We start from the raw sequence: 25,778 nt of genomic DNA on the forward strand, positions 1-25,778 counted from the left end.
GGGGAGACGGCGGGGCGATCCGGCGGGGAAACACCGAGGGCCTCCGTCGATCCCGCCGTGGCCCACCGGTGAGCGATGTGCGCGGCTGAGGGGACCCGCCGGGGGCGGCTAACCGACCGGGCGGCACACTCCCACGCGCTCGCCGCCCCCGCGCCTCCCTGGCGTGATATTCAAATTTCCTGGAGTAAAGCGGAACAGATAGATCATAATGATTTTAGGATCGAGCTTCCCCTGAAGGGGTGATGACCTCGGCCAGACGCGTCACGGCACCACGGTTCCTCACCGCCTGCCTGGGGCTTGTGCTCTGCCTGAGCGGCTCCGAGGGGCGGATCCCCGTCACACCGGCCGAGGTCGTCAACACCCAGCCGACCCTCGTCCCGCTCTGGCAGGAGAAGCTGGGCGAGGAGATAATCGACACCTATCTGACGGGTGACACGCTGATCCTCGCGCACGGCCGGACGCTGGAAGCCCGTGACGCGCACAGCGGGGCGAGACTCTGGTCCTGGGGCGCCGACTACTTCGACGAGAACGAGGAGCCGGCGAGCTGGGCGTCGAGCGGCGACGCCGTCAGTGTGGCGTACACCACGACATACGACGAGACCGAGGACGAGACCGAGCGCGTCACCGTCCACACCTTCGACGCCAGGACCGGCACCCACCTGTGGAACCTGAGATCGGATCTCGCCGCCGAGATCAACTACTTCGACCTGCTGGGAACCTCCGCGGACCTGGCCTTCCTGTTCCTGCCGAACCGCGGCGAGGTCCGGGCTCTGGACGCGAACACCGGCGTCCTCAGATGGCGGTCGGCTCCCCTGCGCGGCTGCGACACCGACGCGGCCGGGTCGGGCGAACGACTTCTGGTCCTCCTCGTCACCTGTGGTGAACGGCCGCCCGCGCTCTGGGCCCTTGACCCCTCGACAGGCCGGGTTCACTGGACCCACACCCCGCGCACGGGGAATCCGGAGGAGGTGACCGTATGGGACGACGTCATCAAGGTCGGCGACGACACCTCGTTCACCCTTCTGGACACCGGCGGCCACGAGCTGTACCGGAGAACCGGAGTCGAGGGCGAGGACGTGATGGTCGGCGCCGGCGTCCTCGGCGTCGTCAGAGTCAACGGCACAGGTTTCACCGACGAATCCGAGATCGAGTTGATCGACTGGCGCACCGGCCGGCTGAAGGCCGTCTATCCCAGCGCGAACATGGTGGTCGGCGCGGAGCGGCTGTACTTCGACTCGCCCCTGGACGGCGGTCCTCGCGCCTCCATCCTGTACGCGGTCGATCGAGCAGGCGACACACCGCAGGTCATCGGCCCCCTCCCACTCGCGGGCACGCCCCTCCACCTCGGGTCCGGCCTGTTTGTCCTCGACCTCTCCCTCAATGTGGACAAATCCACACTGGCGGTGTACGCGATCCGGCACGTGCCGGGCCTCACCCCCGGAGAGGCCGCCCGCGGTGGCGTGCCGGCCGCTTCATGGCCGGATGCGTGCGCGCTCCTGCCCCAGGTCGTCAACGGCGTCCGCTACGCCGGCACGGCGCACGCGATCCCCGTCGTCCTCGGCCTGCGCAGGCCGGTCCGGTGTCACGCCGAACCGGTGGGGCGTGACGGGCCGACCATCGGACTCGACGTGCTGTGGGTGTTCCCGGACGGGGACCAGGCCGGGAGGCTCCTGAGCACGCTCGTCGAATCACGGTCCCTAAGGAGGGTTCCGGACCTCGCCGACCAGGCGTTTGTCGACACCGGGGTGCGGGACGCCATCACGTTCCGGGTCGGGCCCGCCGTACTCCAGGTGTTCGCCGAAGGAGAGCCGGCGCTCGCACGTCGCCTGGTCGGAGACGTCTCCCGGACGCTCGGAGGGGGGCGGAGATGACCACGAGCACCCCGTCCGGACAGCGCACGCAGCCGGAAGAGCAGGACACGCAGGACGCACAGGACAGCCAGGCCCCCGCGGTTCGCCGGCTCGGCACATGGCTGGTCGGCGCGTTCGGCGCCGGATTCACCGCCCTCATCGCAGCCACGATCACCGGCGCCTGGCCGTGGACCGCGGACACCGTCCAGGATCTGCGCGGCTCCTCCCCGGTCCGGGTGGTCGCCGAGTCGTCCATCTGGCCGAACGACATCATCGCCATGGACGACAGGCTGACCTCAGGACGCGACCACGCCCTCCTGCTGAACTACCCCAGCAACAGGGAGCTGGCCGACATGTTCCGGCGGCACAAGGCGGCGCGGGTGAAGACGATGACGGTCACCGTCATCGTGGAGGGGCTGCGGAGCAAACCGGTCAGAGTCATCGACGTACGCCCGCGCGTCCTCTCCACGGCGAAACGACGGTCGGGCACCTGCATCGTCTTCCCGCCGCCGCAGGGGGAATCCCCCCTGTACCTCGTCAAGGCCGATCTCGACACCTTCCGGCCGCCCGCGGGCAGAAGCCAGTTCCTGAAGACCAGCGTCGACCTCAAGCAGGATGAGCGGCTCACCGTGGAGCTCACCGTCAAGGCCACCCGGGCCTCGCACGAGTGGGACGTCGAGGTGCTCTACGACTACGGCGGCGACTCGGCCATCCAGCGGACCTACGCGCGCCAGGCCGACGGCCAGCCGTTCCGCCTCTCCGGACGGGCCAAGAGGTACGGCATGGCCTTCGCCGACCCGAACGGCGTGGAGATGGTGTTCAGGAAGATCAGTAAGAGGGGCAGATGCGGCTGAGACTGGTGATGGCGCTCTGCCTGCTCCTGTGCACAATGGTCGCCGACCACGACGAACGGGGTGGGAGGCTGCGACCGATCTGGGCGCTGGAGGTGCCCGCCCCGGACCCCGGCGCCGCACAGGTGATGTCCGGCCGGATCGTGGTGAGGAGCGCACACGGTTTCAGCGCTTTCGACGCGCTGACCGGACGTCCGCGCTGGCGCAACTGGGAGCCTGTGGGAAACGTCGACGACTGGACGTCCACGGAGACGGTGGTCGTCGGGGCCTATCACAGACACCTGCCCACGACGGGCCTCGACTTCATCGCGGCCTTGGACGTGGCGACGGGCCGGATCCGCTGGCGCAGGGACAACATGTCGGAGGCGGGAAGGTGGCGTCGTTCGGCCGCCCCGACCCGTGTGGTTGTCGCCTGGGATCCGTCCGTCAAACGGCTGACCGGTCTCGCGCCCGGCAGCGGCGCGACGCTGTGGAGCCGGCCGATCTGCGGCGGCTGTTCCCTCGTCGCCTCGGGAAGCACCGGAGAACAGGCGGTGGTCGTGCTCCGCGACGGAAAAGCCGGCCATGCCCTCTTTCTCGACGCCGACACCGGCGAGCCGCACGCGCGACGGAACCTGCGCACCGCACAGGGGCTCGATCTGATCGTGCAGCCAGGGCTTGTCGGCATATTGCATGACATGGGCATCTCGGTGTTCGACGGGGAAGGGCGCTCGGTCGCCGAGAGGCGGGACTGCTGGGCCGGCTGTCTCATGATCAGATCCGGTGACCGCGTGGTGCTCTCCTACAGAGGGACCCACCCCGTGGTCGAGGGGATCGATCTCGCTTCGGGGACCTCACTGTGGACACGGGAAACGCGACCCGCCTACCTCGCACTGTCCGCCACCACATCGGCCGTCCTGGCGACGACCTCGACGGCGCCGCTGCGGTTCGACCGGATCGACCCGGTGAACGGCGCGGCCTCCGGCCCCGTCTCGGGTCCGATGTCCGGGCAGTTGCTCACGGGGAGAGACGAGCAGGTTTACACGAGCGCGCTCTTGCGGTCGGGCGGTGTGCCCCTGCTCAGGGTCTCCCGGCTCGGAGACGCGCGGCTGGGACGCTGGGACGCCGCCCCCGTGAACACCTGGCCCGACGCGTGTGCCCTGCCGCTCCCCGCCCCCCTCGTCGCGCAGCCCGGCCGGCAGGACAGGCCGGACAGCCTGCGGTGCACGTTCGCCGACTCCGACGGCGCGACGCTCTCGGTATCCGTCAGGATGGTGTCCCGGCACGCGGCGGACGCGGCTCAGCTGTTCGAGGGGAGTTCCGCGGCGGCGGGGGGCGTCCCCCTGGAGGAGACGGGGGACCAGGCCGTCATGGACCAGGTTCCACCGAAGGAGATCACCGTCAGAGTCGGCGCGTTGCTCCTGGAGGTCACCACCGGCGACGAGAGACTCCGCGACCGGCTGGTCGCCGTCACCCGCGCGCTGGCCGGCAGGCTGGCGAACACGGAGGGGACGCCGTGGCCCCGGCTGCCGGTCCCGCCGGAGGAGTACGCCACCTTGACCTCGGTTCCCGGAACACCCGTGGTGGTCGCCGAACGGCGGTCCGACCCCGTACGGCTGGGCGCCTTCACCCTCAACGGCGACATGACATACCGGCGCGTCGCGGACGGCTTCGCCAGGGTGGACGGTGCTCCGGGCACGGTCTCTCCCGATGGGCGCTGGAGTGCCAGGGTGTCGGACGACTATCCACGGCGCGGCCGTGATCCGGTCTGGATCACCGACCGCGTCTCACGGAGAACCCTCACCGTCCCCACGGTCAAGGCCCCCCTTGGAGTGACCGACGCCGTCTGGTCCACCGACGGCGGGCGGCTCCTGCTGACCGTCTACCGCAACGAGGGGGAGAACAACAAGGCGGTCGGATTCGTCGTCGTCGACCTGGTCCGGAGAAGGGTGACGGTCTCCAGGGTCGGGAGCCGGGTCTCGATCGACGGGCGATTTATCTGGGGGAGCGGCCCGGACGAGGTTCTCGCATCACAGTCGGACGAGAGCGAGGAAGAGGACGACGAGAACGAGGACGACGGGAAAAACGTCTGGCTGACGGCCTTCACCCTCGACGGCCGCTCCAGGAGGGAACTGCCCGGGCTGCGGGGCAGGCCGATCGACCTCTCCAACGACTCGGTATCGCCGTCGAGGCGATCGCTCGTCACCCGCTGCGACAGGACGCCCGACCACGTGTGCGTCGCGGACCTGAAGAACGGGACCGTGATCGGACGGGTCCCCCTCGACCCGGACGACCTGATCGGCTGGTATGACGAGACCCACCTCATCGCCTGGGTGGACACCGGCGCCAACGTGTCACAGGCTCAGATCGTCGACTTCCTGGGCCGGGGGCACAGGAGGCTTGTCGAGATGAACGACCCCGCCCTGAGCGGTGACGACCTCGACCTCGTTCTCAGCCCCTCAGCGCTCTCAACACCGGGGCCGCGGCGTACCCGGGATGAGGCGGCGTCTCAGACACGGGTTTCGACCGCGCCGATGTCATTGTGGAAACCCTTTCCGCGGCGCCCTCGGCGGTGGAAGGACGTTCAGGGAATATCGCCCGGCTGAACCTCGCGGTGCAGTACCTTAAGTGCCAACCTCATTACCGTAAGTAAAATATAACGGTCGGTTCAAGAAAGTAGGCGCGCTCATGCAGGCTTTCGCACTGCCCGACTTCTACACACCGTATCCGGCCAGGCTCAATCCCCATCTGGAACGCTCCCGTGAGCACAGTGCGGCCTGGGCCCGGCGGATGGGCATGCTCGACGCCCCCAAGCCCGGAGGCGGCGTGGTCTGGGACGACGCGGCGCTGGCGAGGATGGACTACGCGCTGATGTGCGCCTACACCCATCCGGACTGCGACGGTTCCACCCTGGACCTGATCACCGACTGGTACGTCTGGGTGTTCTTCTTCGACGACCATTTCCTTGAGCACTTCAAGTATTCCCGCGACCTGCCGGGGGCAAAGGCCTACCTCGACCACCTCGAACTGTTCATGACCGCGGACGGGGAAACGCCGCCGCGGCCGACGAACGCGGCCGAGGCGGGGTTGAAGGACCTGTGGGAGCGTACGGTTCCGGCGATGTCACCCGGGTGGCGGCAGCGCTTCATCACCAGCACGCACAACCTGATGGTCGAGTCGATGTGGGAGCTGGACAACATCGACCGCGGCCGGATCGCCAACCCGATCGAGTACGTGCAGATGCGGCGGAGGGTCGGCGGCGCCCCCTGGTCGGCGAACCTCGTCGAGTACGCCGTCCACGCGGAGATCCCCGACGGCCTCGCCGGGGCGAGGCCGATGCGGGTCCTGTCGGACACCTTCTCGGACGCGGTACACCTGCGCAACGACCTGTTCTCCTATCAGCGGGAGGTCCAGGAGGAGGGGGAGAACTCCAACGCGGTGCTGGTCTTCGAGCGGTTCTTCGACTGCGCGACGCAGGAGGCCGCCGAGCTGGTCAACGACCTGCTGACCTCCCGGCTGCAGCAGTTCGAGAACACGACGCTGATCGAGGTTCCGGCCCTGCTGGCCGAGCACGCGGTGCCCGCCCACGAGCAGGCCGGGGTGGCCGCCTACGTCAAGGGCCTGCAGGACTGGCAGGCCGGTGGACACGAGTGGCACGCGAGGTCCAGCCGTTACATGAACGACGGCGCCGTCCTGGGCGCCACCGGCGTGCTGGGCGGTCCGACCGGCCTGGGCACCTCGGCGGCCGGCCCGGCACTCTCCCCGGCCAGGCTGGGTCTGCGGCGCAGGTCCCAGAGCCATTCCCACCTGCCGTTCCAGCCGGTGGGGCACCTGCCGCTACCGGATTTCCACATGCCCTACCCGATCCGTACCAGCCCCCATCTGGAGGCCGCACGACACTACGCGGTCGGCTGGACGCGGGAGATGGGCATGTTCGACTCGGTGCCCGGGGTGGAGGCCGGCGCGGTGTGGGACGAGCGGCGCTTCGTCGGCTTCGACTTCGCGCACTGCGCCGCGATGATCCACGCCGACGCGAGCCCCGAGCAGCTCAACCTCTCCTCGGACTGGCTGGCCTGGGGAACGTACGGTGACGACTACTTCCCCGTGGTGTTCGGGGCGACCCGCGACCTCGTGGCGGCGAAGCTCTGCAACGAACGGCTGTCGGCGTTCATGCCGCTGGACGCCGGGACGGCCACCCCGGAGCCGGCCAATCCGATCGAGCGGGGCCTGGCGGACCTGTGGCGGCGCACCGCGGAGCCGATGACGATGGCCGCCCGGTGCCAGTTCCGCAAGGCGGTCGAGGACATGACCTCCAGCTGGGTGTGGGAACTGACCAACCAGGCCCAGCACCGCGTTCCCGATCCGATCGACTACATCGAGATGCGCCGCAAGACGTTCGGGTCGGACATGACGATGAGCCTGGCCCGGCTCGCGCACTCGGATGTGATCCCCGCGGAGATCTACCAGACCCGGGTCATCCGCGAGCTGGACACCGCGGCTCAGGACTACGCCTGTTTCACCAACGACCTGTTCTCCTACCAGAAGGAGATCGAGTTCGAGGGGGAGTTGCACAACCTCGTCCTGGTCGTGGAGAACTTCCTGGGCGTGGACCGGTGGAAGGCCAGGGACGTCGTGGCCGACCTGATGACGGCGCGGATGCGGCAGTTCGAGCACATCGTCGCCAACGACCTGCCGGCGCTGTTCGACGACTTCGCCCTGGACGAGGCGGTCCGCGTGATTCTCACCCGCCACGCCGACGACCTCAAGGAGTGGATGTCGGGAATCCTGGAGTGGCATCGCAAGTGCGTGCGCTACACCGAGGCCGAACTCCGGCGTACCCGGGCCTCGGGTACGCCGCGGGATTTCTCGTTCCTGCCCACCGGTCTGGGTACTTCGGCGGTGCGGATCGCGACATCGGCCGGGGGGCGGAGGGTGTGATCACGGCTCCACCCGCGGAGCGGATCACCAAGATGGGCAAATGCCCTAAATAGAACAAAAACCATCTTTCATCTAACGTCAATACCAAACGCCCCGAAGCTTAACCGCTTCGGGGCGTTTTCGCAGTTGGGAGTGGCGGAACCGGCGAAGCCACCGGAGCCGGCAGAGTGCGACCCAAAGCCTCTTCCTTGTCAATCAATCCGGGCGGAAGCGTTTTCTCCGGAGCGAATAAATAATGGAACGGGGCATAAATCATGGACAGTGGCCAATTTCCGAATTGCATAGATCGTGGCGCTTCGGATGGTTAACCTATGTTTCGGGCCGGTGGTAAACAGCCACAGTCAGCCCCTCTTTGCTCACGTTAACCGGCGGTCACAGCCCGTTGATCTGTGACGGCGGGTCGCGGTGTTCAGCGAGAACTCCCAGGGTTCGCTCTGTCCACTCTCTCCATGGAAGGTGTCACAAATGGCGTTCTCACCTGCCTTTTTGGTCACGGCGGTCGCGTCGCTGGCAACGCTCACCTCCCCGCCGCAGGCGACCCTGACCACAATGATCGGCCCTACGGCGGTGCTGGGGAGGCTGCTGGTCCCAGGGCACGGAGTATCCATCGCGGAAACGTCGAAGGTCTGGACGGGCGACGATCCGAACAAGCCGACGAGTAAGTTCCAGGTAAGGGGCGTCCTGGGGTTCGGGATGGGGAGACCCATCGCGGGCGAGGTCACCCGGGTCGCCGCCGGTGGCAAGAGGTTCACGTTCCGCGTCGTCGGCGACGTCACCTACGGTGCGGGCGGAGTGTGGTCGGAGATGCTTCCGGCGGGGAAGACCTGGGCCCGCAGTTCGTCCCTGAGGCTCAAGCCGTACCAGCTCTCCGAGCAGAGCGTCGACATCTTCGAGCCCGCGACCCTGCACAGGGTCCTGACCACCAGGAGAACCGCCACCCCAGGCCAGATCGTCCAGGGCGTCCTCACCACACGCTACTCCGGCGTCGTCACCACGAAATCACTGTGCGCGGTGTCACTCGCCTGCCGGGAGGCGTTCGGAAAGTCCGACGTCAGGATCTCCTGGTGGATCTGGCTGAACGGCAGGGGCCAGATCGCACGGCTGTTCACAAAGTGGGTGCGCCCCAAGGACAGCACCGGCGGTGTGCTCGGCGGCGGCGCCGAGGCCAACACCTACTACAGCGGCTGGGGATCCAGGGTAGTGGTCAAGATCCCGCCCGCCCACCAGGTGGCCAAGGTGGGCTGACCCCCGCCGGCAGCCCACCCGCCTTCCCCACCCCCGGGAAATCGGACCGCGGGTCCCGAATCAACCGCTCTGTTCTCCCATGCGGAGAGCGGCTCCGGCACCCACGGCCGCCCGGAGACGATCATCAGCCGCTCTGGAGCACGGCCTGGGGCAGCGGGACGCCGGGGTCGGCGAGCCTGTCGCGGTCGACGGGGAGGCCCGAACGGATCAGGTCCTGGATCTGGTCTGTGACGTCCCACGTGTTGACGTTCATGCCGGCAGCCACCCTGCCATCCTTGATCCAGAACGCGATGAACCGGCGGGAGCCGAGATCGCCCCGGACGACGACGTCGTCGTTGTGGCCGGGCAGGGTGTAGCCGCTGTACTCCATGCCGAGGTCGTACTGGTCGGTGTAGAAGTAGGGCAGCCGGTCGTAGACGGCCTCCTGTCCGAGCATGCCGCGGGCCGCGACGGCGGGCTGGTTGAGGGCGTTGGCCCAGTGCTCGACACGGATGTGGGTGCCCAGCAACGGGTGGTAGGCGCTGGCGACGTCACCGGCGGCGAAGACGTCGGGGTCCGAGGTGCGCAGGCCGGCGTCGACCAGTACGCCGTTGTCGACCTTCAGCCCGGCGGCGGCCGCGAGATCGGTGTTGGGGATCGCGCCGATGCCGACGATGACGGCGTCCACGTCGAGGTGGGCGCCGTCTGCCAGCCGTACTCCGCTCACCTTCCCGTGCTCGCCGACGATCTCGGCGGCCCGCGCTCCCAGCCGCAGGTCAACGCCGTGACCGCGGTGCAGGTCGGCGAAGACGGACGCGATCCGGGAGCCGAGCACCGCGAGCAGCGGTTGCCGCTCGACCTCCAGGACCGTCACCGACACCCCGGCGGCCCGGGCCGCGGCGGCGACCTCCAGGCCGATCCAGCCGGCACCGATGATCGCGACCCGGGAGGCCGTGGCCAGGGTGTCGCGGATGCGCTCGCTCTCCCGCACGGTGCGCAGGTACAGCACGCCGTCCAGATCCGCGCCCGGGACGGGCAGGCGGCGGGGCGTGGCGCCGGTGGCCAGCAGCAGCCTGTCGTAGCCGACCTGTTCGCCGTCGGACAGGGTGACCCGGCGGCCACCGCGGTCGATGCCGGTCACCGCGGTGCCCGAGCGAAACTCGATGGCGTGATCGCGGTACCAGGCGCCGTCATGGACGAAGATCTTCTCTCTCGCCGACTTTCCCTGCAGATAGTCCTTGGAGAGCGCCGGTCGCTCGTACGGCAGATCAGGTTCGTCGCCGATCAACAGGATCCGGCCGTCGGCGCCCTGCTCGCGCAGGGTCTCGGCGGCTTTGGCCGCGGCGAGGCCGCCGCCGGCGATCACGAATGTGGTGGGTCCGGACATGACGTCATGCTCCTGTCAGGTTCGTGGTGGGCGGGGGCGGTACGGCCGCGCCGAGTTCGACGCAGCACGCGCCCGGCCGGGGAACCAGGGCGGCGTTGAGGGTGGTGGCACCGAGGCCGTCGAGGAATCCGGCGAGAAAGGCATGGTTGATCGCGCAGACCAGGTCGGGGTCCTTGGCCGCCAGCGGGTGGAACGGGCAGTTCCGCAGTCGCACCAGGGTCGGGGTGACACGCGCGGGTTCGAAGCCGTGGCGTTCCAGCGTCCGACCGGCGAGGGTGAGGGCGCGCTCGGCGCCCAGCCGTCCCGGCTTCGTCTCGTCGCGCTCGGCCTCGCCGAGTTCACGGCCCCGGTCTCGGGCCACGCGTAGCGCGGCCTCCCGCCCGCTCTCCTCAGGCCGCCGGCCGCGGACGGAGTCGAGCAGGATGTCGGCGAGCAGGCCGTGTTCACGCCGGGGGATGCTGATCTGAAGGTCGAGATCGGTGGGCTCGTACACCTTGGGCATACGGCCCACCCGGTGCGGTCCGCCCGGCTGGGCGTACGCGGCTGACAGCAGCCCCACGGCGACCAGCTTGTCCAAGTGGAAGGCCGCGAGCTTCCGGGAGATCCCGACGCTTTCGGCGGCCTCGTCCCGGGTCACCGGACGGTCCGACCGCCGGACGAAGTCGTACATGCGCCGCCGCAGATCGTCGCTGAGCACGGCGACGGCCGCACGGGTGGGCTCCTCCATGGTCACCCCGTCAGGGTAACACCTACTCTCATTGGTTAAATAGAAGAACTCACTCATTTTTCAAGGGTCATTGACGTGTCAGGTGAGTATGACTAACACTTGTTGGCGAAATAGGAGGTAGGGCATGTCCAGTCCGGTCGCCCCACACCGAAAGGCTGTCGACGTGAGCCAGCACCACGCCCACCCTTCGGCCCGCACCGCCGTGCGAGTGGTCCACCCCGGCAACGGGGTGAACCTGGTCGCGGCCGAACACGCCGCCGAGCTGTTCCTGCACGCTCTCGGTATTCCCACCGACACCGAGAGCCTGCGCGGAACGCCCCGCCGGATGGCCCGCGCCTACGCCGAGCTGTTCAGCCCGCGCCCCTTCGAGCTGACCACCTTCCCCAACGACGAGGAGTACGACGAGCTCGTCCTGGTCCGCGCCATCCCCGTCCGGTCGGTATGCGAGCACCACCTGCTGCCCTTCGTGGGCATCGCCCACGTCGGCTACCTGCCCGGCCGGCGCATCGTGGGCCTGTCGAAACTCGCCCGGATCGTGGAGTACTTCGCCTGCCGGCCCCAGGTGCAGGAACGCCTCACCAAACAGATCGCCGACTGGCTGGAGGACCAGCTGGATCCCAAAGGCGTCGGTGTCGTCATCGAAGCCGACCACACCTGCATGACCCTGCGCGGCGTCCAGGCCCCCGGGTCCTGCACCGTCACCTCCACCCTGCTGGGCACGCTCCGCGACGACGCGCGTTCCCGCAGCGAGTTCTTCGCCCTCACCCGCCGCTCCAACCCGTGAAGGGAAGACCACATGGAGATCTGGATCAACCCCGACTGCTCCAAATGCCGTTCCGCGCTCTCCGTTCTGGACGCCGAGAACGCCGCCTACACCGTCCGCCGTTACCTGGACGACCCGCCCGACGAGCGGGAGATCCGCGACGTGCTGACCAGGCTGGGCCTCGAACCCTGGGACATCACCCGGACCGGCGAGACCTCGGCCGCCGAACTGGGCCTGGCCGACTGGCCCCGCGACCCCGCGAGCCGTGACCGCTGGATCCGGGCACTGGCCGCCCATCCGATCCTCATCCAGCGCCCCATCATCACCGCCGAAGACGGACCGGCCGTCGTCGCCCGGACCGAGGAGGCCGTCCGCTCGCTACTGCCACGCCGGTGAGAAATGCCCCCTTCCGACCGAACCGGCGGTCGGCGGGCCCTGCCGCGAGTACGGTGACGTCGGCATCGGCCCGCCGGGGAGGCACGGGGTGCTCGCTGACGGTCACGCGGTTCCCGGCAGGAAGAGCACTTTCCACCGCCTTCAGATATAACGCGTTCTCCCGCTTGACTCGATCATGGAGCCGAATCGCAAGGCGATGAGATTCACCTACCGCAGGCTCCGTCTCATCCCGCCCCCGAGTGTTGAGCCGTGATCTCAAGGCGACACGGCAGGAGCCCGGCCGACCTGCGTGGCAGCGGGGTGCCCGAGCGGCGGCGCGCACCGGGGCGGTGGGCGCCCGGCGGGGCGGAGCGCCCACCGCCCTTGAAGCAATAGTACGAATGCTGATATATATCAGATATGGCGCTACGCGAGCAGAGCTACCTGATCCTGCTGGCCCTGTCCCCAGGCCCGCTACACGGATACGGGGTGATCAAAGCGATTCGGGAGCTGTCCGAAGAGCGCGTACGGCTCGGCGCGGGCACCCTCTACGGCGCCCTGGACCGGCTGGCGGGCGACGGACTGGTGATCGTGGTCAAGGAGGAGGTCGTCTCCGGCCGCCACCGCCGTTACTACGACCTCACCGACCACGGACGTCGGGTGCTGGCCGAGGAGACCTCCCGCCTGGCGCGTCTGGCCGCCACCGCCCAACGCCGTCTGAACCTCCAGCCCGGAATGGGGATGTGATGACCTCCGACGTCACCTCTGCATACGAGCGCCGCTGCCGATCGCTGATGCGTCTGGCCTATCCGCCCCGTTTCCGGGAGTTCCGCGGCGCCGAGCTCCTGGGCACCCTGATGGATCTGGCCGAACCGGGGCAGAGCAGTCCGACGTTGCGCGACCGCCTGGACGTACTCCGCGGCGGGCTCGTCCTGCGACTGCGAGAGCACCCGCCCCTGTGGCGCTGGCTGCTCTACCGGATGCTCGGCTCTCGACTGCCCTGGCGATATCGCTGGTGGGCCAGAGACGACATCCAAGGGCGGTTCTTCCTGGAGCGCCGGTTCATCTTCAACGTGCTGCTCTGGGATCTGTATTCAGTGTTGGTTCGGTTGCCTATGCCGTATTGGGTTCTGCCGGGGGTGATCACACTTACCTACCTGCTCTCCCTTACAGCTAAGGATCGGCGTAGACGTTTATTTCTCGCCAAGCACGAGTTCCACCCCGACGGCACCTCTTACGTTCCACGTCCACCGGGCCTCCACCCCGACGACGAGGTTTATGCGCCCCGGCCGGACCATGTCCGGAGAATGGGATGGCCAGGCCGATAACGCGCTCGACGCCACCTTCCACCAGGACCACACTCGTGTTGAGCCGTCCTGCGCCGGGCAACGTGAGCGGGTCCATAGGGATCAACTCAAAGCGGACCTGGCCGTGCCGGCCCACGCCCTCCTCACCGTGGCGACCGCGGCCGAACAGGACCGCCGCCCATCGGCCTCCGGCCGACGCGCCTGGCCCTCGGTAAGGTCCGGCGCCTGTTCACACGCCTGACCGGCGGCGTCCCGCTCATCACCACCGACCTTCTGGGCCTGTCACACCGGCGGCGGCGACACCGGGCCCGCGCTCCGCTCGGCCGCTGCCGACGGCACGCCGAATACGGAACGTGAGGATCGCGCCCTGCGGCTGGAGGGTTAGAGGGTCTCCCGGCTCCCGTCGGGCCGGCTCACAAGCTGTTCGTCGAGTTGGGCGAGGACCGCTTGGATCCGCTTCTCGACGATGCCGAAGTACGAACTCATGCGGGCGAGGTTCTCCTCGGCGGCGGAGTCACCCTCACCAAGCACTGCCAGGGCACCCTCGGCGAGGGCCCGATAGCGCCGCACCGTCCGTAGCCCCTCGCTCTCCATGATGTACCAGATGTCCGGCGGGACCTTCATGTACGTCTGCCGGCGGCCAGGTATGGACACCTTCTGCACCAACCCCTGTGCGATGAGCAGTCGAGCCGCAGTAGAGATCGCCGCTCCGCTCGCTTGAAGGGCCTCGCGCAGGTCGGCCTGGCTCTGTGGTTCGGGTGCGAGCAGGAGCCATCCGAGGGTGCGGCCGGCGATCCGCGGCATCCAGCCCGCGCTTTCGACGAGCAGCCCGAGTTCTTCGACGAAGTCGCGAGCGGCGGCGTCGTCACGTTCCGTGGCCATCTGGTCCTCCGTCCCTCCTTCCCCTGGTCGCCAAGTTCTCAAATGCTACCGTCTTTCCGAGATTTCGGTATTGACCGAAATCTCAGTGATAACAATACTGATGCGCAACCAAGGAGGATCCATGGACGAATCCGGCGGCCGCGTACTTGAGCGGCCCGTCGCGCACCCTGAGGGCGACCACGTGTCACGCTACGAGTGGCTGGAGGCTCAGCACACGCCCGCCGTGGTCGCCTGGGCTCGTGAGCAGGACGAGCACTGCAGGAAGCGTCTCGATTCGATGCCCGGGTCGGCCCCGCTCAAGGCCCGGCTCCGACAGCTCCTCACGGTTCCCGCCCGCTGGATACCGCAGGTCCGCCAAGGGGTCATGGTCGACTCCCGCCAGGAGGCCGGGGACGAGCGCCCGTCACTGTGGATCACCGACGCCCGTGGGGAGCGCCGCATCGTCGCGTCCACCTCGCTTGGTGATCCGACCGCGGCCATCGCGGCATACTCCCTCTCACCCGACGGCACCATCCTGGCCTGGGGGACGGCCAGAGGCGGCGCCGACTGGCTGACGGTTCGCTTCCGGGACACCCGAACGGGCGCGGACCTGCCGGATGTCCTGACCGGCATCAAGTGGCCACGTTTCGGCTGGCTCGGCGGCGACGCTCTCGCCTACCCCGCCTTCGCCGATCCCGGCGCCGGCGAGGACCTCCTCTCGCTCAACCTCGCCCCGCGAATCAAGCTCCACCGCTTCGGCACCGCGCAGACGGACGACGAGGTGATCCATGAGTCGGCCGGCGCGGACTGGGCCCTGCCCCATGTCTCCCGGGACGGGCGCTGGCTCGTCGTCCAGGAGCAGATCGGGGTCGTGCCGGCCCGTCTTCTCGTCCGTCCGGTCGGATCGGACGAGCCGTGGCGGACGGTCGTCGACGGCCTTGGACCGATCCACTTCCTCGGGATGGTCGGCGACGAGCTGATCTGCCACGACCTCCGCGAGGCCGTGAACGGCCGCGTCGTGGCGATCGACCGGCGCGACGGGAGCGAGCGCGTGATCGTGGACGAGTCCGCGAGGTCGATCGACCTGGGCTCCGCCGAGCTGGGCCCGGACTGGGTGGTAACCGTCCGGCACACCGAGCGGGGTAGCCAGGTCACGGTCACCCCGCTCGACGGGGGCCCCGGCCGCGAGGTGCCCATCCCGGAGCAGGCCACCGTCCGAGACCTGTCGGTCGCCGAGGACGAGCAGGCGGTCTACCTTCACGTCGAGCGCTGCGACTCCGAGCCGGGCACCGGCATCCTGCGTCACAACGTGACCACAGGGGAGTCAAGCGTCCTCCACCACAGTGCCCTGCCCTCGCGCGGCGACGTCGTCGTCGAGACGGTCCACGTCACGAGTGCCGACGGCACACAGGTCCCGATGCGGATCATCCGCCCGGCCGGCCCACGCCCGCAGGGGACCGCGAAGGTCTTCCTCTCGGTGTACGGCGGATACTCGGTCCCCTTCCTCACGACCGGCTACGCCGGCTGGCACCGGGCCTGGCTCGACGCCGGCGGCGTCCTCGCCTACGCGGGTATCCGCGGCGGTGGCGAGTACGGCGAGGAGTGGCACGTCGCGGCCCAGAAGACCAACAAGCAGAGGGGGATCGACGACCTCATCGCATGTGCCGAGTGGTTCGAGCGGCAGGGCTGGTCGGAGCCTCGGCAGGTCGCCCTCAACGGAATGTCCAACGGCGGCCTCATGGTCGGCACGGTCCTGACCCAGCGACCGGACCTGCTCGGCGCCGCGATCCCCGAGGTCGGCGTCTTCGACCTGCTCCGCTTCCACCTGTTCACCGTCGGTCACGCGTGGGTGTGCGAGTTCGGCGACGTGAACGTCCCGGAGGAGCGGTCGGCGTTGGAGGCGCACTCGCCGCTGCACCGCATCGTCGAGGACACGGCGTACTCCCCCACTCTCGTACTGACCGCGGATCGGGATGATCGCGTCCCACCCGGCCCGCACTCGTACAAGTTCACCGCCGCCCTGCAGGACGCCCAGTCCGGGAGCGGCGAGGTACTCATGCGCGTCGCGCACAACGCCGGACACGCAGCCGGCCGCACCCTGGCCGAACGGATCGACGAGCGGACGGCCGTCCTGGCCTTCGCCGCCGCCGCGCTGGCGCTACCGATGCCCGCGGACCTCAGCATCTGGAACAACGACAAGGAACCAGCATGACTCGTACGGCCATACCCCGGCTAGGTCTCACCGTCGGTGCGACCCTGGCGGCGCTTCTCCTCGCGTCCTGCGGGGACGGCGGATCCACCACCGCCCCCAAGAGCAGCGGTGGCGCGACCACGGGTGCCTCGGGGGGCACCTTCTCGGTCGCGGGAACCGACCCGACACACCTGACCCCCGGCAACACGTGGTCCTTCTATACCGGGTCCATGTTGTTCACCGGCCCTCTGAAGATCGACGCCAAGTCGGGGGAGATCCGCCCCGGCGCCGCCGAGTCGGTCACGTCCTCGGACCAGAAGGTGTGGACGATCAAGCTGAAGCCGGGGCAGAAGTTCTCCAACGGAGACCCGATCACGGCGCAGAACTTCGCGGACGCGTGGAACGCGACCGCGTTCGGCCCCAACGCCTGGGTGCAGAACTCGAACTTCGCCCTCTTCAAGGGCTACGACGCGCTCAACCCGGCGTCGGGCAAGCCGAAGACCAAGGAGCTCTCCGGCGTCAAGGTCGTCGACGAGAACACGCTTGAGGTGACGCTGACCAAGCCGTACGGCCTGTTCCCCTATGTCATCGCGAGCTACAACTTCGCGCCGCTGCCCAAGGCCGCCTTCGACGACCCGAAGGGCTTCGACGCCGCCCCCGTCGGCAACGGCCCCTACAAGGTGCAGGGCAAGTACGAGGCGAACAAGCCGCTGACCGTGGTGCGCAACGAGAACTACGGAGGCCCGGCGGGCAAGGCGGACTCGATCGTCTTCAAGCCGTACACGTCCTACGCCACGGCCTACAACGACCTGCTCGCCGGCAACACCGACATCGTCTACCCGGTGCCGCCCGACCGGCTCTCCGACGCCGAGACCCGGCTCAAGGACCGCCTCGCGGTCGCGACGATCCCGAACCTCAACTACTTCGCGTTCCCCTCGTGGGACAAGCGGTTCAAGGACGTTCGGGTCCGCGAGGCGATCTCCATGGCGATCGACAGGGACGCGCTGACCAAGTCGATCCTCAAGGGCTCGGGCGACCCGGCCCGCAGCATCGCCCCCTCCTCGGCCGTCGGCGCGACCGCGGACACCTGCACCGCGTGTGTCTACGACCCGGCCAAGGCCAAGGAGCGCCTCGCGCAGGCCGGCGGCTGGAGCGGCCCGCTCAAGCTTTACGCGAGCCAGTACGGGACGAACGACCAGACCCTCCAGGCCGTCGCCAACCAGCTGCGGGCGAACCTCGGGATCACCGACATCTCCTTCGAGACCCTGCCCTACGCCCAGCTGACCGAGACGGTCAAGGGCAAGAAGGCCGAAGGACCGTTCCTCTACTACTGGGGCGCCTACTTCCCGCACATCGGCAACTTCATCTCCCCGCTCGTGACGAAGGCCGGGATCGCCAACGAGACGGAGTACTCCAACCCCGTCGTCGAGGACCTCGTCTCGAAGGCGGACGCGTCCTCCCTTGAGAACGGCCTCCCGATCTACGCCGAGGCGGAGAAGGAGATGTGGAAGGACACGCCGATCGCTCCGCTCTACTTCGGTCGTTACACCGCTGTCTGGACGAAGAAGGTGCAGGACGTTCAGGTCGGCGTCAACGGCCTCGGCGACCTCACCCAGGTCACCGTCGCCTCGAACTGACGATCTGATCCCACTACCGGAGACGGTGGGGCGACAGGCGCCCGGCGCGGCCCCACCGTAGGGAATCACATGACCCGATACATCCTGCTCAGAGTGCTGCTCGCGCTCTCGGTCGCGCTCGGCGCGACGTTCCTCATCTTCCTCGTCGTCTTCGCCCTGCCCGGCGACCCGATCCAGGCGCTGACCGGTGGCCAGCACGTCATGTCGGCGTCGGTGGAAGCGGCGCTGCGAGAGCGCTACCACCTCAACGACAGCCTGCCGGTGCAGTACCTCAAGTACATGGGCGGGCTGCTCCAGGGTGATCTCGGGGAGGACTTCACCGGCCGCTCGGTGTCGGCGATCATCGCGGAGAGCTGGCCGACCACGGCCAAGCTCGGGCTGACGGCCTTCGCCCTGGAGATCGTGGTCGGCATCCCGCTCGGGCTGTGGGCGGGTCTGCGCAAGGGCCGGCCGGTCGACTACGCCGTCCTCGGCGGGACGATCCTCGCCTTCGCGGTCCCGATCTTCGTCATCGGCTACACGGCTCAGATCCTGTTCGGGATCAACCTCGGCTGGTTCCCCGTCGCCGGCACCGAGGAGGGCTGGCCGACCTCGTACATACTCCCCGCGCTCGTCCTCGGCATCCTCGGTCTCGCCACGACGGCCCGGCTCATGCGGACGAGCCTCGTCGAGACGCTGTCGGCCGACTTCATCCGGACGGCGATCGCCAAGGGGCTGCCGCGGCGGCGGGTCATCGTCAACCACGCGATGCGCAACTCTCTCATCCCCGTCGTCACCTACCTCGCGATCGACCTCGGGGGCCTGCTCGGCGGGGCCGTCATCATTGAGGGGATCTTCAACATCCCCGGCCTCGGCTTCCAGATCTTCGAGGGCATCAAGCAGCAGAACGGGCCTGTCGTCGTCGGGATCTCGACCCTGCTCGTCCTGATCTTCCTCGCCGCCAACCTCGTCGTGGACGTCATCTACGGCGTGCTCGACCCAAGGATCCGCTATGAGTGACCCGACCACGACGATGGCCTCCGAACGTACCCCGGAGCCGGGCCCTCCGGCGGGTGCGGGGTCCGGCCGTCCGTCCCGCGGGTCGGTGTCCCCGACCCGGCAGATGCTCCTGGACCTCGTGACCCGGCCGCGGTTCGCCGTGCCCGGGACCCTCGTCCTGCTCCTCGCCGTCATCGCGGCGTTCCCGGGTCCGATCGCGGGGTTCTTCGGTCACGGCGACCCGCTCGCCTGCGATCTCAACCGGAGCGGCCTGCCGGCCGGGGAGGGTCACCCCTTCGGGTTCGACATCCAAGGGTGCGACCTCTACGCCCAGGTCATCTACGGGGCACGGCCCTCGATCACGATCGCGGTCGTCGTCACGGTGACGTCGACGCTCGTCGCGATGGCGCTCGGTCTCGTCGCCGGCTACTACGGCGGCATCATCGACACCATCCTCGGGCGCGGCATCGACGTCTTCTACGGCTTCCCCTTCATGCTCGCGGCGATCGTCATCCTCACGGCGCTCGGTTCGCACGGCATCTGGGCGGTGTCGGGAACGATGGCCGCCTTCTGCTGGCCGACGATGACCAGGGTCATGCGCGCGAGCGTCCTGGCGACGAGGAAACTCGACTACGTCAAGGCCGCGCGGGCGCTCGGCGCGTCGGACCTGCGGATCATGGTGCGGCACATCCTGCCGAACGCCTTCGCCCCGGTCCTCGTCCTCGCGAGCCTCACGGTCGGCGGGATCATCGCCGGCGAGGCGAGCCTGACGTACCTCGGGGTGGGCCTTCGGGCCCCCACGATCTCGTGGGGCGTCCAGCTCAACACCGCGCAGAGCTACTTCAACAGCAACCCGAGCCTGCTGATCTACCCGTCCTTGTTCCTGTGCGTCACGGTCCTCAGCTTCGTCCTCGTCGGCGACGCCGTCCGCGACATCCTCGACCCGAAGAGCCGGTGACGTGATGACGATGCCAGCGTCCGAGACCCCGCTCCTTGAGATCCGGGGGCTCTCGGTCGAGTTCCGGGCCCGCCGCGGCGAGCCCGTCCAGGCCGTGCAGGACCTGTCCCTGACCGCCCGAGCGGGAGAGTGCGTCGTCGTCCTCGGCGAGTCGGGCTCGGGCAAGAGCGTCACGGCCAAGGCGGTCATGGGCCTGCTCGAAGGGACCGCGCGGACGACGGCCGGGTCGATCCGGCTCGGCGGCGTCGACCTGCTCGCCGACCCGGCCGCGATGCGCGCGGCCCGCGGCCGCGACGTGGCGATGGTCTTCCAGGACTCGCTGAGCGCCCTCAACCCGGTCCAGCGGGTTGGTGATCAGATCGCCGAGATGTTCCGCGTCCACAAGGGGCTCTCCAAGGCGGAGGCACGCGCGCGGGCGATCGAGTTGATGCGTCAGGTCGCCATCCCGGATCCGGAGCGCCGAGCCCGCAGCTACCCACACCAGATCTCGGGCGGGATGCGCCAGCGGATCGTCATCGCGATGGCGATCACGCTGGAGCCGAGGCTGCTCATCGCGGACGAGCCGACGACCGCACTCGACGTGACGGTCCAGAAGGGGATTCTCGACCTGTTCAGGGTGCTCACCGACGCGGGCGCGGGGCTCGTCTTCATCACCCACGACATCGGCGTCGCCGCGGAGATCGCCGACCACATCGTCGTCATGTACGCCGGCTCCGTCATGGAGACCGGGCCGGCCCGCGAGGTGCTGGCCGGCCCCCACCACCCGTACACCCGGGCGCTGCTCGCGTCGGTGCCGCGGATCGAGCAGCCCGGTGCCCGCAGGCCGATCCCGGGCGGCCTGCCCGATCCGGCGGACCGTCCCACGGGGTGTCTCTTCGCCCCGCGCTGTCCGCTGGCGACAGCCGACTGCACGGCCACCCGGCCGGCACTTGAGTCCCTGGAGCCGGGCCGCGCGGCGGCCTGCCTGCGCATCACGGAGGTGCAGCATGTCCTCGCCCAGTGACGTCCTCGTCCGAGGCACCGGTCTCGTCAAGCACTACCCGATCCGGGAGTCGGGGCTTCTCGGCGCGAAGGGCGCGATCAAGGCGGTCGACGGTGTCGACCTGCACCTCGTCCGCGGGGAGTGCCTCGCACTCGTCGGCGAGTCCGGATGCGGCAAGAGCACGCTCGCATCCCTGCTCACCCATCTTGAGCCGACGACGGACGGTTCGATCGAGGTGAACGGCTTCAGCTGGGGACAGAACCGTCGCACCGATCGGCAGATCCGCCGGCAGATCCAGATCGTCCTTCAGGACCCGTACTCGGCCCTCAACCCGAGGATGACCGTCGAGCAGCTCCTCACCGAACCGCTCCGGATCCATTCAGACCTTGTTCCGGCACGCGACCACTCCAGGCGGGTGACCGAACTGCTGGAGATGGTCGGTCTGAACGACTCGCACCGCCACCGCTACCCGCACGAGTTCTCCGGCGGCCAACGCCAGCGCATCTGCATCGCGAGAGCGCTCGCGGTCACCCCGCGGGTCCTCGTCTGCGACGAGCCGCTGTCGGCCCTCGACGTGTCGGTCCAGGGCCAGATCCTTGAGCTCTTCCGCGACCTGCGTGAGCGGCTCGGCCTGTCCTACGTCTTCATCTCGCACGACCTCGCCGTCGTACGCAGCATCGCCGATCGCGTCGCCGTCATGTATCTGGGCCGGATCGTCGAGCAGGGTCCGACCGAGGAGATCTACGAGCGACCGCAGCACCCGTACACCCGGGCCCTGCTCTCCTCGGCTCCGGTCACCGACCCGGCCGTCCGTGAGACACGCGAGCGGATCGTCCTGACCGGGGAGGTTCCAAGTCCCGCGAACCCGCCAAGCGGCTGCGCCTTCCGCACCCGCTGCTGGCTCGCGATTGACGAGTGCGCGACCACGATCCCGGTCCTCGATCCCGTTTCCCACGGCCACGAAGCCGCGTGTCTACGGCTCGGTGACACCTCACAACCCACCCGGGAGGATCCGCGTTGAGCCTCTGCCGACCTGATGACGCGGGCCGGCGGCGTTCGCCGATCATCTTGACCGCCTGGAGGGTGAAGTGGTCGGGATCACCCGCGCCGATGCCGGTGACGAGGAATCGCCTCACACGGGAGAGTCCGCCCGCCTGGTGAGGGGCAGGGGCCGCTGGCCCGGCCCGGTGTAGGTGCCGAGCGGCCGGATGAGCACGTTGGCCTGGAGCTGCTCGGCGATGTGGGCGGTCCAGCCGATGATGCGGCTCATGACGAAAATGGGAGTGAAGACGGGGATGTCGAAGCCCATGAGGTGGTAGGCGAGTCCGGCGGGGTAGTCCAGGTTCGGGTGGATGCCCTTTCGGTCGATCATGGCCTGTTCGAGGGCGGAGTGGAGCCGGGCGAGCCGTTTCACCTGTGGGTCGTCGCTGACGGCGATCAGCCCGTCGAGGGCTTGGCGCATGATGGGAACGCGGGAGTCGCCGTGTTTGTAGACCCGGTGCCCGAATCCCATGATCTTTCTTCTGCCGGCCAGCGCCCGATCCAGCCAGACCTCGGCCTGCTCGGGCTCGCCGATCTCCTGCAGCATGTGCATCACGGCCTCGTTGGCTCCGCCGTGCAGCGGCCCCTTGAGGGCTCCGATGGCGGCGGTGACGGCGCTGTAGAGGTCGGACAGGGTTGAGGTGACGACGCGGGCGGTGAAGGTCGAGGCGTTGAAGCTGTGCTCGGCGTAGAGGATCAGGGAGATCTCAAAACAGCGCACGACCTCCGGTGCGGGTACGGCGCCGAAGCACATGTGGAAGAAGTTCTCGGCCAGGCTCAGCGACGGGTCGGGCTGGATGGGGTCCAGGCCGCGGCGGCGGCGCTGGTCGGCGGCCACGACGGCGGGAAGCCTGGCCAGCAGAGCCAGCGACTTGGCGCGGTTGGCCGCCGGCGTGCCGTCGTCTTCGGTGGGGTCCTGGGTGCCGAGATAGCTGACCGCGGTACGCAGTACGTCCATGGGGTGACAGGTGCCGGGGAGGCGGGTGACGATCTCTGTGGTGGCCCGGTCCAGCGGGCGCAGGGCCCGTTCGCGGGCCTGGAAGTCGCGCGACTGCGCGGGGTCGGGAAGCTCGCCGTACCACAGCAGGTAGGCGACTTCCTCGAAGGAGCGGTACGCGGCCAGGTCCTGGACGGGGTAGCCGCGGTAGGTCAGGGAGTTGGTCTCGGTCACGACGGTGGAGATGCCGGTGGTGTCGACCACGACACCGGCCAGGCCGCGGTGGATCTGGTTCATGCAGATCTTCCTCTCAGACGCCCGGCGGGAGTGAAAAGGAGTGAACGTCGGTGTCGAAGGTGGTGTAGCCGGAGTAGTCGAGCAGCTCGTACAGCCGTGAGCGGGTCTGCATGTTCTCGACGAGCGAGGCCTGGGTGCCGTCGGCGGCGATGGCGCGCAGGCCGTTCTCCACGGCGCCCATGGCGAGGCGCAGCAGGGTGACGGGGTAGATCACGATGTTGTAGCCGAGGGAGGTGAGGGCGGTCGTGTCCAGCAGCGGGCTCTTGCCGAACTCCGTCATGTTGGCGATGAGCGGCACGTCCACGGCGGCGCGGAATGCCTCGAACTCCCGTTCGTCGGCCAGGGCCTCGGGGAAGATCACGTCGGCTCCCGCGTCGACGTAGGTCCGGGCGCGGTGGATCGCGGCGTCCAGGCCCTCGACGGTGCGGGCGTCGGTGCGGGCGCACAGTACGAAGCCGGGGTCGCGGCGGGCGTCGACTGCGGCCTTGATCCTTCGGACCATCTCGTCGGCCGGGGCGATCGTCTTTCCGTCCAGGTGTCCGCAGCGTTTGGGGTTGACCTGGTCTTCCAGGTGGCAGCCGGCCAGTCCCGCGTCCTCCAGGAGCTGGACGGTGCGGGCCGCGTTCAGCGCCTGGCCGAAGCCGGTGTCGGCGTCGGCCAGGGTGGGCAGGCCGGTGACGCGGGCGATCTGCCCGGCCCGTTCGGCGACCTCGGTGACGCTGGTCAGGCCGATGTCGGGCAGTGCCAGCTCGGCCGACATGACAGCGCCGGAGACGTAGACGCCGTCGAAGCCGATCTCCTGGATGAGCATGGCCGACAGGGGGTTGAGCGCTCCCGGCATCCTCAGCAGACGGCCCGAGGCCAGTCCTTCGCGTAGGGCCCGCCGCCGAGCGGCGGGGGTGGCGCGGGTGTGCAGCATCTAGAACAGGCCCTTCGGAAGTGCCGCGTCGGCCGTGAGCAGGGCGAGGTGGTCGACGGCGGGGAACAGGTCGGCGAGGTCGGCGGCGGCGAGGTCGGCCAGCCGTTCGGTGGTGGCCAGGAAGCGGTCCTGGCCGGCCGGGGTGACGACGCCGTCGGCGAGGGTGCGGAACTTGCCGGTGTAGCCGTCGCGGTCGAACGGCCGGGCGCCTTGGGGGTGGGCGTCGGCGACGGCCAGCTCGTCCTCGACGACGGCGCCGTCGGCCAGGGTGATGACGGCCCGCCCGCCGAAGGCCTTCCTGCTCGGATCGGGGTCGTGATAGCGGCGGGTCCACTCCGGGTCCTCGACCGTGCTGATCCTGCGCCACAGCTCCACGGTGTCCGGGCGGCCGGCGCGCTCGGGCGCGTAGGAACGCTCGTGGTGCCAGGTCCCGTCCTGCAGGGCCACGGCCAGGATGTAGGGCACCGAGTGGTCGAGCGTCTCCCGGCTGGCGGCCGGATCGTACTTCTGCGGGTCGCCGGAGCCTGAACCGATCACGTGGTGGGTGTGGTGGCTGGTGTGCAGGACGATCTTCTCCACGGCCGAGGAGCCGATCTTGTCGCGGAGCCTGCGGGCCAGGTCGATGACGGCCTGGGCCTGGTACTCGGCGGAGTGCTCCTTGGTGTAGGTCTGCAGGATCGCCCGCAAGGGCTCGCCGGACTCCGGGAGCGAGACGGTGTAGGCGGCGGCGGGGCCGTCGAGCATCCAGGCGACGAAGCCGTCCTCGCCCTCGTAGACGGGTGAGGGCGCGTTCTCACCGCGCATCGCCCGGTCGACCGCCTCGACGGCGGCCTTGCCGGCGAAGGCGGGGGCGAAGGCCTTCCAACTGGAGATCTCGCCCTTACGGGACTGGCGGGTGGCGGTCGTGGTGTGCACGGCCTGCTGGACCGCCTGGTAGGTGACCTCGACCGGCAGACCGAGCAGGGCCCCCAGCCCGCAGGCCGCCGCGGCGCTCAGGTGCGCGACGTGGTCGATGCGGTGCTTGTGCAGGCAGATGGCCTTTACCAGTGCGACGTGCACCTCGTAGGCCACGACGATGCCGCGCAGCAGGTCGGCCCCGCCGCGGCCGGTGTGCTGGGCGACGGCCAGCAGCGGCGGGATGTTGTCGCCGGGGTGGGAGTAGTCGGCGGCCAGGAAGGTGTCGTGGAAGTCGAGTTCCCGCACGGCGGTGCCGTTGGCCCAGGCCGCCCACTCCGGCGAGACCCGCACGCCGGGATCGGCCCCGAACACCGAGGCGCCCGGCACGGCGGTGTGCGGCAGGGCCTGAGCCCGTGCCACGGCCACGGGGCGACGGCGCAGGGAGGCAACGGCGACCGCGGCGTTGTCGATGATCCGGTTGACCGCCATCGCCGCGACGTCGGCGTCGACCACGCCGGTGGCCTCGGAGATCTCGGCCAGCTTCCAGGCCAGTTGCTCTGTCCGGGGCGGGGTGTCGGCACTGGAGTGGACCCGCAGGTGGTGGTCGATCACGGAGCTCCTTGGAGGGCGTCTTGGCGTGGGCCGTACCAGGATCACCCGAGAGGGAACCGAAGTCGAT

21 protein-coding genes are annotated in these 25,778 nt (G+C 69.0%); 15 read left to right on the plus strand and 6 right to left on the minus strand.

Annotation, left to right across the window (positions count from 1 at the left end):
* Nucleotides 1-242 precede the first annotated feature (242 nt).
* From ACWEF2_RS27440 to ACWEF2_RS27460, 5 genes are all read left to right on the plus strand, one after another.
* The gene (locus tag ACWEF2_RS27440) at nucleotides 243-1,871 is read left to right on the plus strand and encodes an outer membrane protein assembly factor BamB family protein (RefSeq protein ID WP_453819219.1); all 1,629 of its coding nucleotides are present in this window, start codon (nucleotides 243-245) and stop codon (nucleotides 1,869-1,871) included.
* Nucleotides 1,868-2,704 carry a hypothetical protein gene (locus ACWEF2_RS27445; RefSeq protein ID WP_453819220.1) on the plus strand — a complete coding sequence of 279 codons (837 nt, stop codon included), beginning with the start codon at nucleotides 1,868-1,870 and terminating at the stop codon, nucleotides 2,702-2,704. The genes ACWEF2_RS27440 and ACWEF2_RS27445 overlap by 4 nt, the downstream gene beginning before the upstream one ends.
* Nucleotides 2,695-5,286 (plus strand): outer membrane protein assembly factor BamB family protein, encoded by a 2,592-nt coding sequence (locus ACWEF2_RS27450; RefSeq protein ID WP_453819221.1) that lies wholly within the window; start codon nucleotides 2,695-2,697, stop codon nucleotides 5,284-5,286. The genes ACWEF2_RS27445 and ACWEF2_RS27450 overlap by 10 nt, the downstream gene beginning before the upstream one ends.
* An 82-nt stretch (nucleotides 5,287-5,368) precedes the next feature.
* Entirely contained in the window at nucleotides 5,369-7,618 is a 2,250-nt protein-coding gene (locus ACWEF2_RS27455) for a family 2 encapsulin nanocompartment cargo protein terpene cyclase (RefSeq protein WP_453819222.1), read from the plus strand.
* Between the two features lie 465 nt (nucleotides 7,619-8,083).
* Nucleotides 8,084-8,863 carry a hypothetical protein gene (locus tag ACWEF2_RS27460; protein ID WP_453819223.1) on the plus strand — a complete coding sequence of 260 codons (780 nt, stop codon included), beginning with the start codon at nucleotides 8,084-8,086 and terminating at the stop codon, nucleotides 8,861-8,863.
* A 124-nt stretch (nucleotides 8,864-8,987) separates the two neighbouring features.
* Here the strand turns inward: ACWEF2_RS27460 and ACWEF2_RS27465 are convergent, their stop codons facing one another.
* Nucleotides 8,988-10,229: an NAD(P)/FAD-dependent oxidoreductase gene (locus ACWEF2_RS27465; protein ID WP_453819224.1), complete on the minus strand. Its 1,242-nt coding sequence runs from the start codon at nucleotides 10,227-10,229 to the stop codon at nucleotides 8,988-8,990.
* A gap of 4 nt (nucleotides 10,230-10,233) precedes the next feature.
* Complete coding sequence (locus tag ACWEF2_RS27470; RefSeq protein ID WP_453819225.1) at nucleotides 10,234-10,956, minus strand: helix-turn-helix transcriptional regulator; 723 nt, start codon at nucleotides 10,954-10,956, stop codon at nucleotides 10,234-10,236.
* A 163-nt stretch (nucleotides 10,957-11,119) separates the two neighbouring features.
* Here ACWEF2_RS27470 and folE point away from each other — a divergent pair, with 163 nt between their 5' ends.
* The 4 genes from folE (at nucleotide 11,120) to ACWEF2_RS27490 (ending at nucleotide 13,422) form a co-directional block, all read left to right on the plus strand.
* Nucleotides 11,120-11,740: a GTP cyclohydrolase I FolE gene (gene folE, locus ACWEF2_RS27475; RefSeq protein WP_453819226.1), complete on the plus strand. Its 621-nt coding sequence runs from the start codon at nucleotides 11,120-11,122 to the stop codon at nucleotides 11,738-11,740.
* 12 nt (nucleotides 11,741-11,752) lie between these two features.
* Entirely contained in the window at nucleotides 11,753-12,115 is a 363-nt protein-coding gene (locus ACWEF2_RS27480; protein ID WP_453819227.1) for an arsenate reductase family protein, read from the plus strand.
* A gap of 399 nt (nucleotides 12,116-12,514) precedes the next feature.
* Entirely contained in the window at nucleotides 12,515-12,841 is a 327-nt protein-coding gene (locus ACWEF2_RS27485; RefSeq protein ID WP_453819228.1) for a PadR family transcriptional regulator, read from the plus strand.
* Complete coding sequence (locus tag ACWEF2_RS27490; protein WP_453819229.1) at nucleotides 12,841-13,422, plus strand: DUF5313 family protein; 582 nt, start codon at nucleotides 12,841-12,843, stop codon at nucleotides 13,420-13,422. Before ACWEF2_RS27485 ends, ACWEF2_RS27490 begins: the two co-directional genes overlap by 1 nt.
* A 360-nt stretch (nucleotides 13,423-13,782) precedes the next feature.
* Here the strand turns inward: ACWEF2_RS27490 and ACWEF2_RS27495 are convergent, their stop codons facing one another.
* Nucleotides 13,783-14,283 (minus strand): GbsR/MarR family transcriptional regulator, encoded by a 501-nt coding sequence (locus ACWEF2_RS27495; RefSeq protein WP_453819230.1) that lies wholly within the window; start codon nucleotides 14,281-14,283, stop codon nucleotides 13,783-13,785.
* Nucleotides 14,284-14,404: 121 nt separating this feature from the next.
* On the opposite strand from ACWEF2_RS27495, the gene ACWEF2_RS27500 reads away from it, so the two are divergent.
* The 6 genes from ACWEF2_RS27500 (at nucleotide 14,405) to ACWEF2_RS27525 (ending at nucleotide 22,029) form a co-directional block, all read left to right on the plus strand.
* Nucleotides 14,405-16,474 carry a prolyl oligopeptidase family serine peptidase gene (locus ACWEF2_RS27500; RefSeq protein WP_453819231.1) on the plus strand — a complete coding sequence of 690 codons (2,070 nt, stop codon included), beginning with the start codon at nucleotides 14,405-14,407 and terminating at the stop codon, nucleotides 16,472-16,474.
* The gene (locus ACWEF2_RS27505) at nucleotides 16,471-18,090 is read left to right on the plus strand and encodes a peptide ABC transporter substrate-binding protein (protein ID WP_453819232.1); all 1,620 of its coding nucleotides are present in this window, start codon (nucleotides 16,471-16,473) and stop codon (nucleotides 18,088-18,090) included. Before ACWEF2_RS27500 ends, ACWEF2_RS27505 begins: the two co-directional genes overlap by 4 nt.
* A 69-nt stretch (nucleotides 18,091-18,159) precedes the next feature.
* The gene (locus tag ACWEF2_RS27510; RefSeq protein WP_453819233.1) at nucleotides 18,160-19,089 is read left to right on the plus strand and encodes an ABC transporter permease; all 930 of its coding nucleotides are present in this window, start codon (nucleotides 18,160-18,162) and stop codon (nucleotides 19,087-19,089) included.
* Complete coding sequence (locus tag ACWEF2_RS27515; protein WP_453819234.1) at nucleotides 19,082-20,026, plus strand: ABC transporter permease; 945 nt, start codon at nucleotides 19,082-19,084, stop codon at nucleotides 20,024-20,026. The genes ACWEF2_RS27510 and ACWEF2_RS27515 overlap by 8 nt, the downstream gene beginning before the upstream one ends.
* A gap of 10 nt (nucleotides 20,027-20,036) precedes the next feature.
* On the plus strand, nucleotides 20,037-21,029 hold the full coding sequence (locus ACWEF2_RS27520) for an ABC transporter ATP-binding protein (RefSeq protein WP_453819235.1): 993 nt from the start codon (nucleotides 20,037-20,039) through the stop codon (nucleotides 21,027-21,029).
* Nucleotides 21,013-22,029, plus strand: a complete 1,017-nt coding sequence (locus ACWEF2_RS27525) for an ABC transporter ATP-binding protein (RefSeq protein ID WP_453819236.1) — start codon at nucleotides 21,013-21,015, stop codon at nucleotides 22,027-22,029. The genes ACWEF2_RS27520 and ACWEF2_RS27525 overlap by 17 nt, the downstream gene beginning before the upstream one ends.
* A gap of 111 nt (nucleotides 22,030-22,140) precedes the next feature.
* On the opposite strand, the gene ACWEF2_RS27530 is transcribed toward ACWEF2_RS27525, so the two are convergent.
* Genes ACWEF2_RS27530 through ACWEF2_RS27540 form a run of 3 tightly spaced genes read right to left on the minus strand, consistent with a single transcriptional unit; the run spans nucleotide 22,141 to nucleotide 25,711 of the window.
* Nucleotides 22,141-23,283 (minus strand): bifunctional 2-methylcitrate synthase/citrate synthase, encoded by a 1,143-nt coding sequence (locus ACWEF2_RS27530; protein WP_453819237.1) that lies wholly within the window; start codon nucleotides 23,281-23,283, stop codon nucleotides 22,141-22,143.
* 13 nt (nucleotides 23,284-23,296) lie between these two features.
* A complete protein-coding gene (prpB, locus tag ACWEF2_RS27535; protein ID WP_453819238.1) occupies nucleotides 23,297-24,202 on the minus strand; it encodes a methylisocitrate lyase in 906 nt (301 codons plus the stop codon).
* Nucleotides 24,203-25,711, minus strand: a complete 1,509-nt coding sequence (locus tag ACWEF2_RS27540) for an MmgE/PrpD family protein (RefSeq protein ID WP_453819239.1) — start codon at nucleotides 25,709-25,711, stop codon at nucleotides 24,203-24,205. It abuts the gene before it with no gap.
* Nucleotides 25,712-25,778 lie beyond the last annotated feature (67 nt).

The sequence above is a fragment of the Streptosporangium sp. NPDC004631 genome, assembly GCF_053601935.1.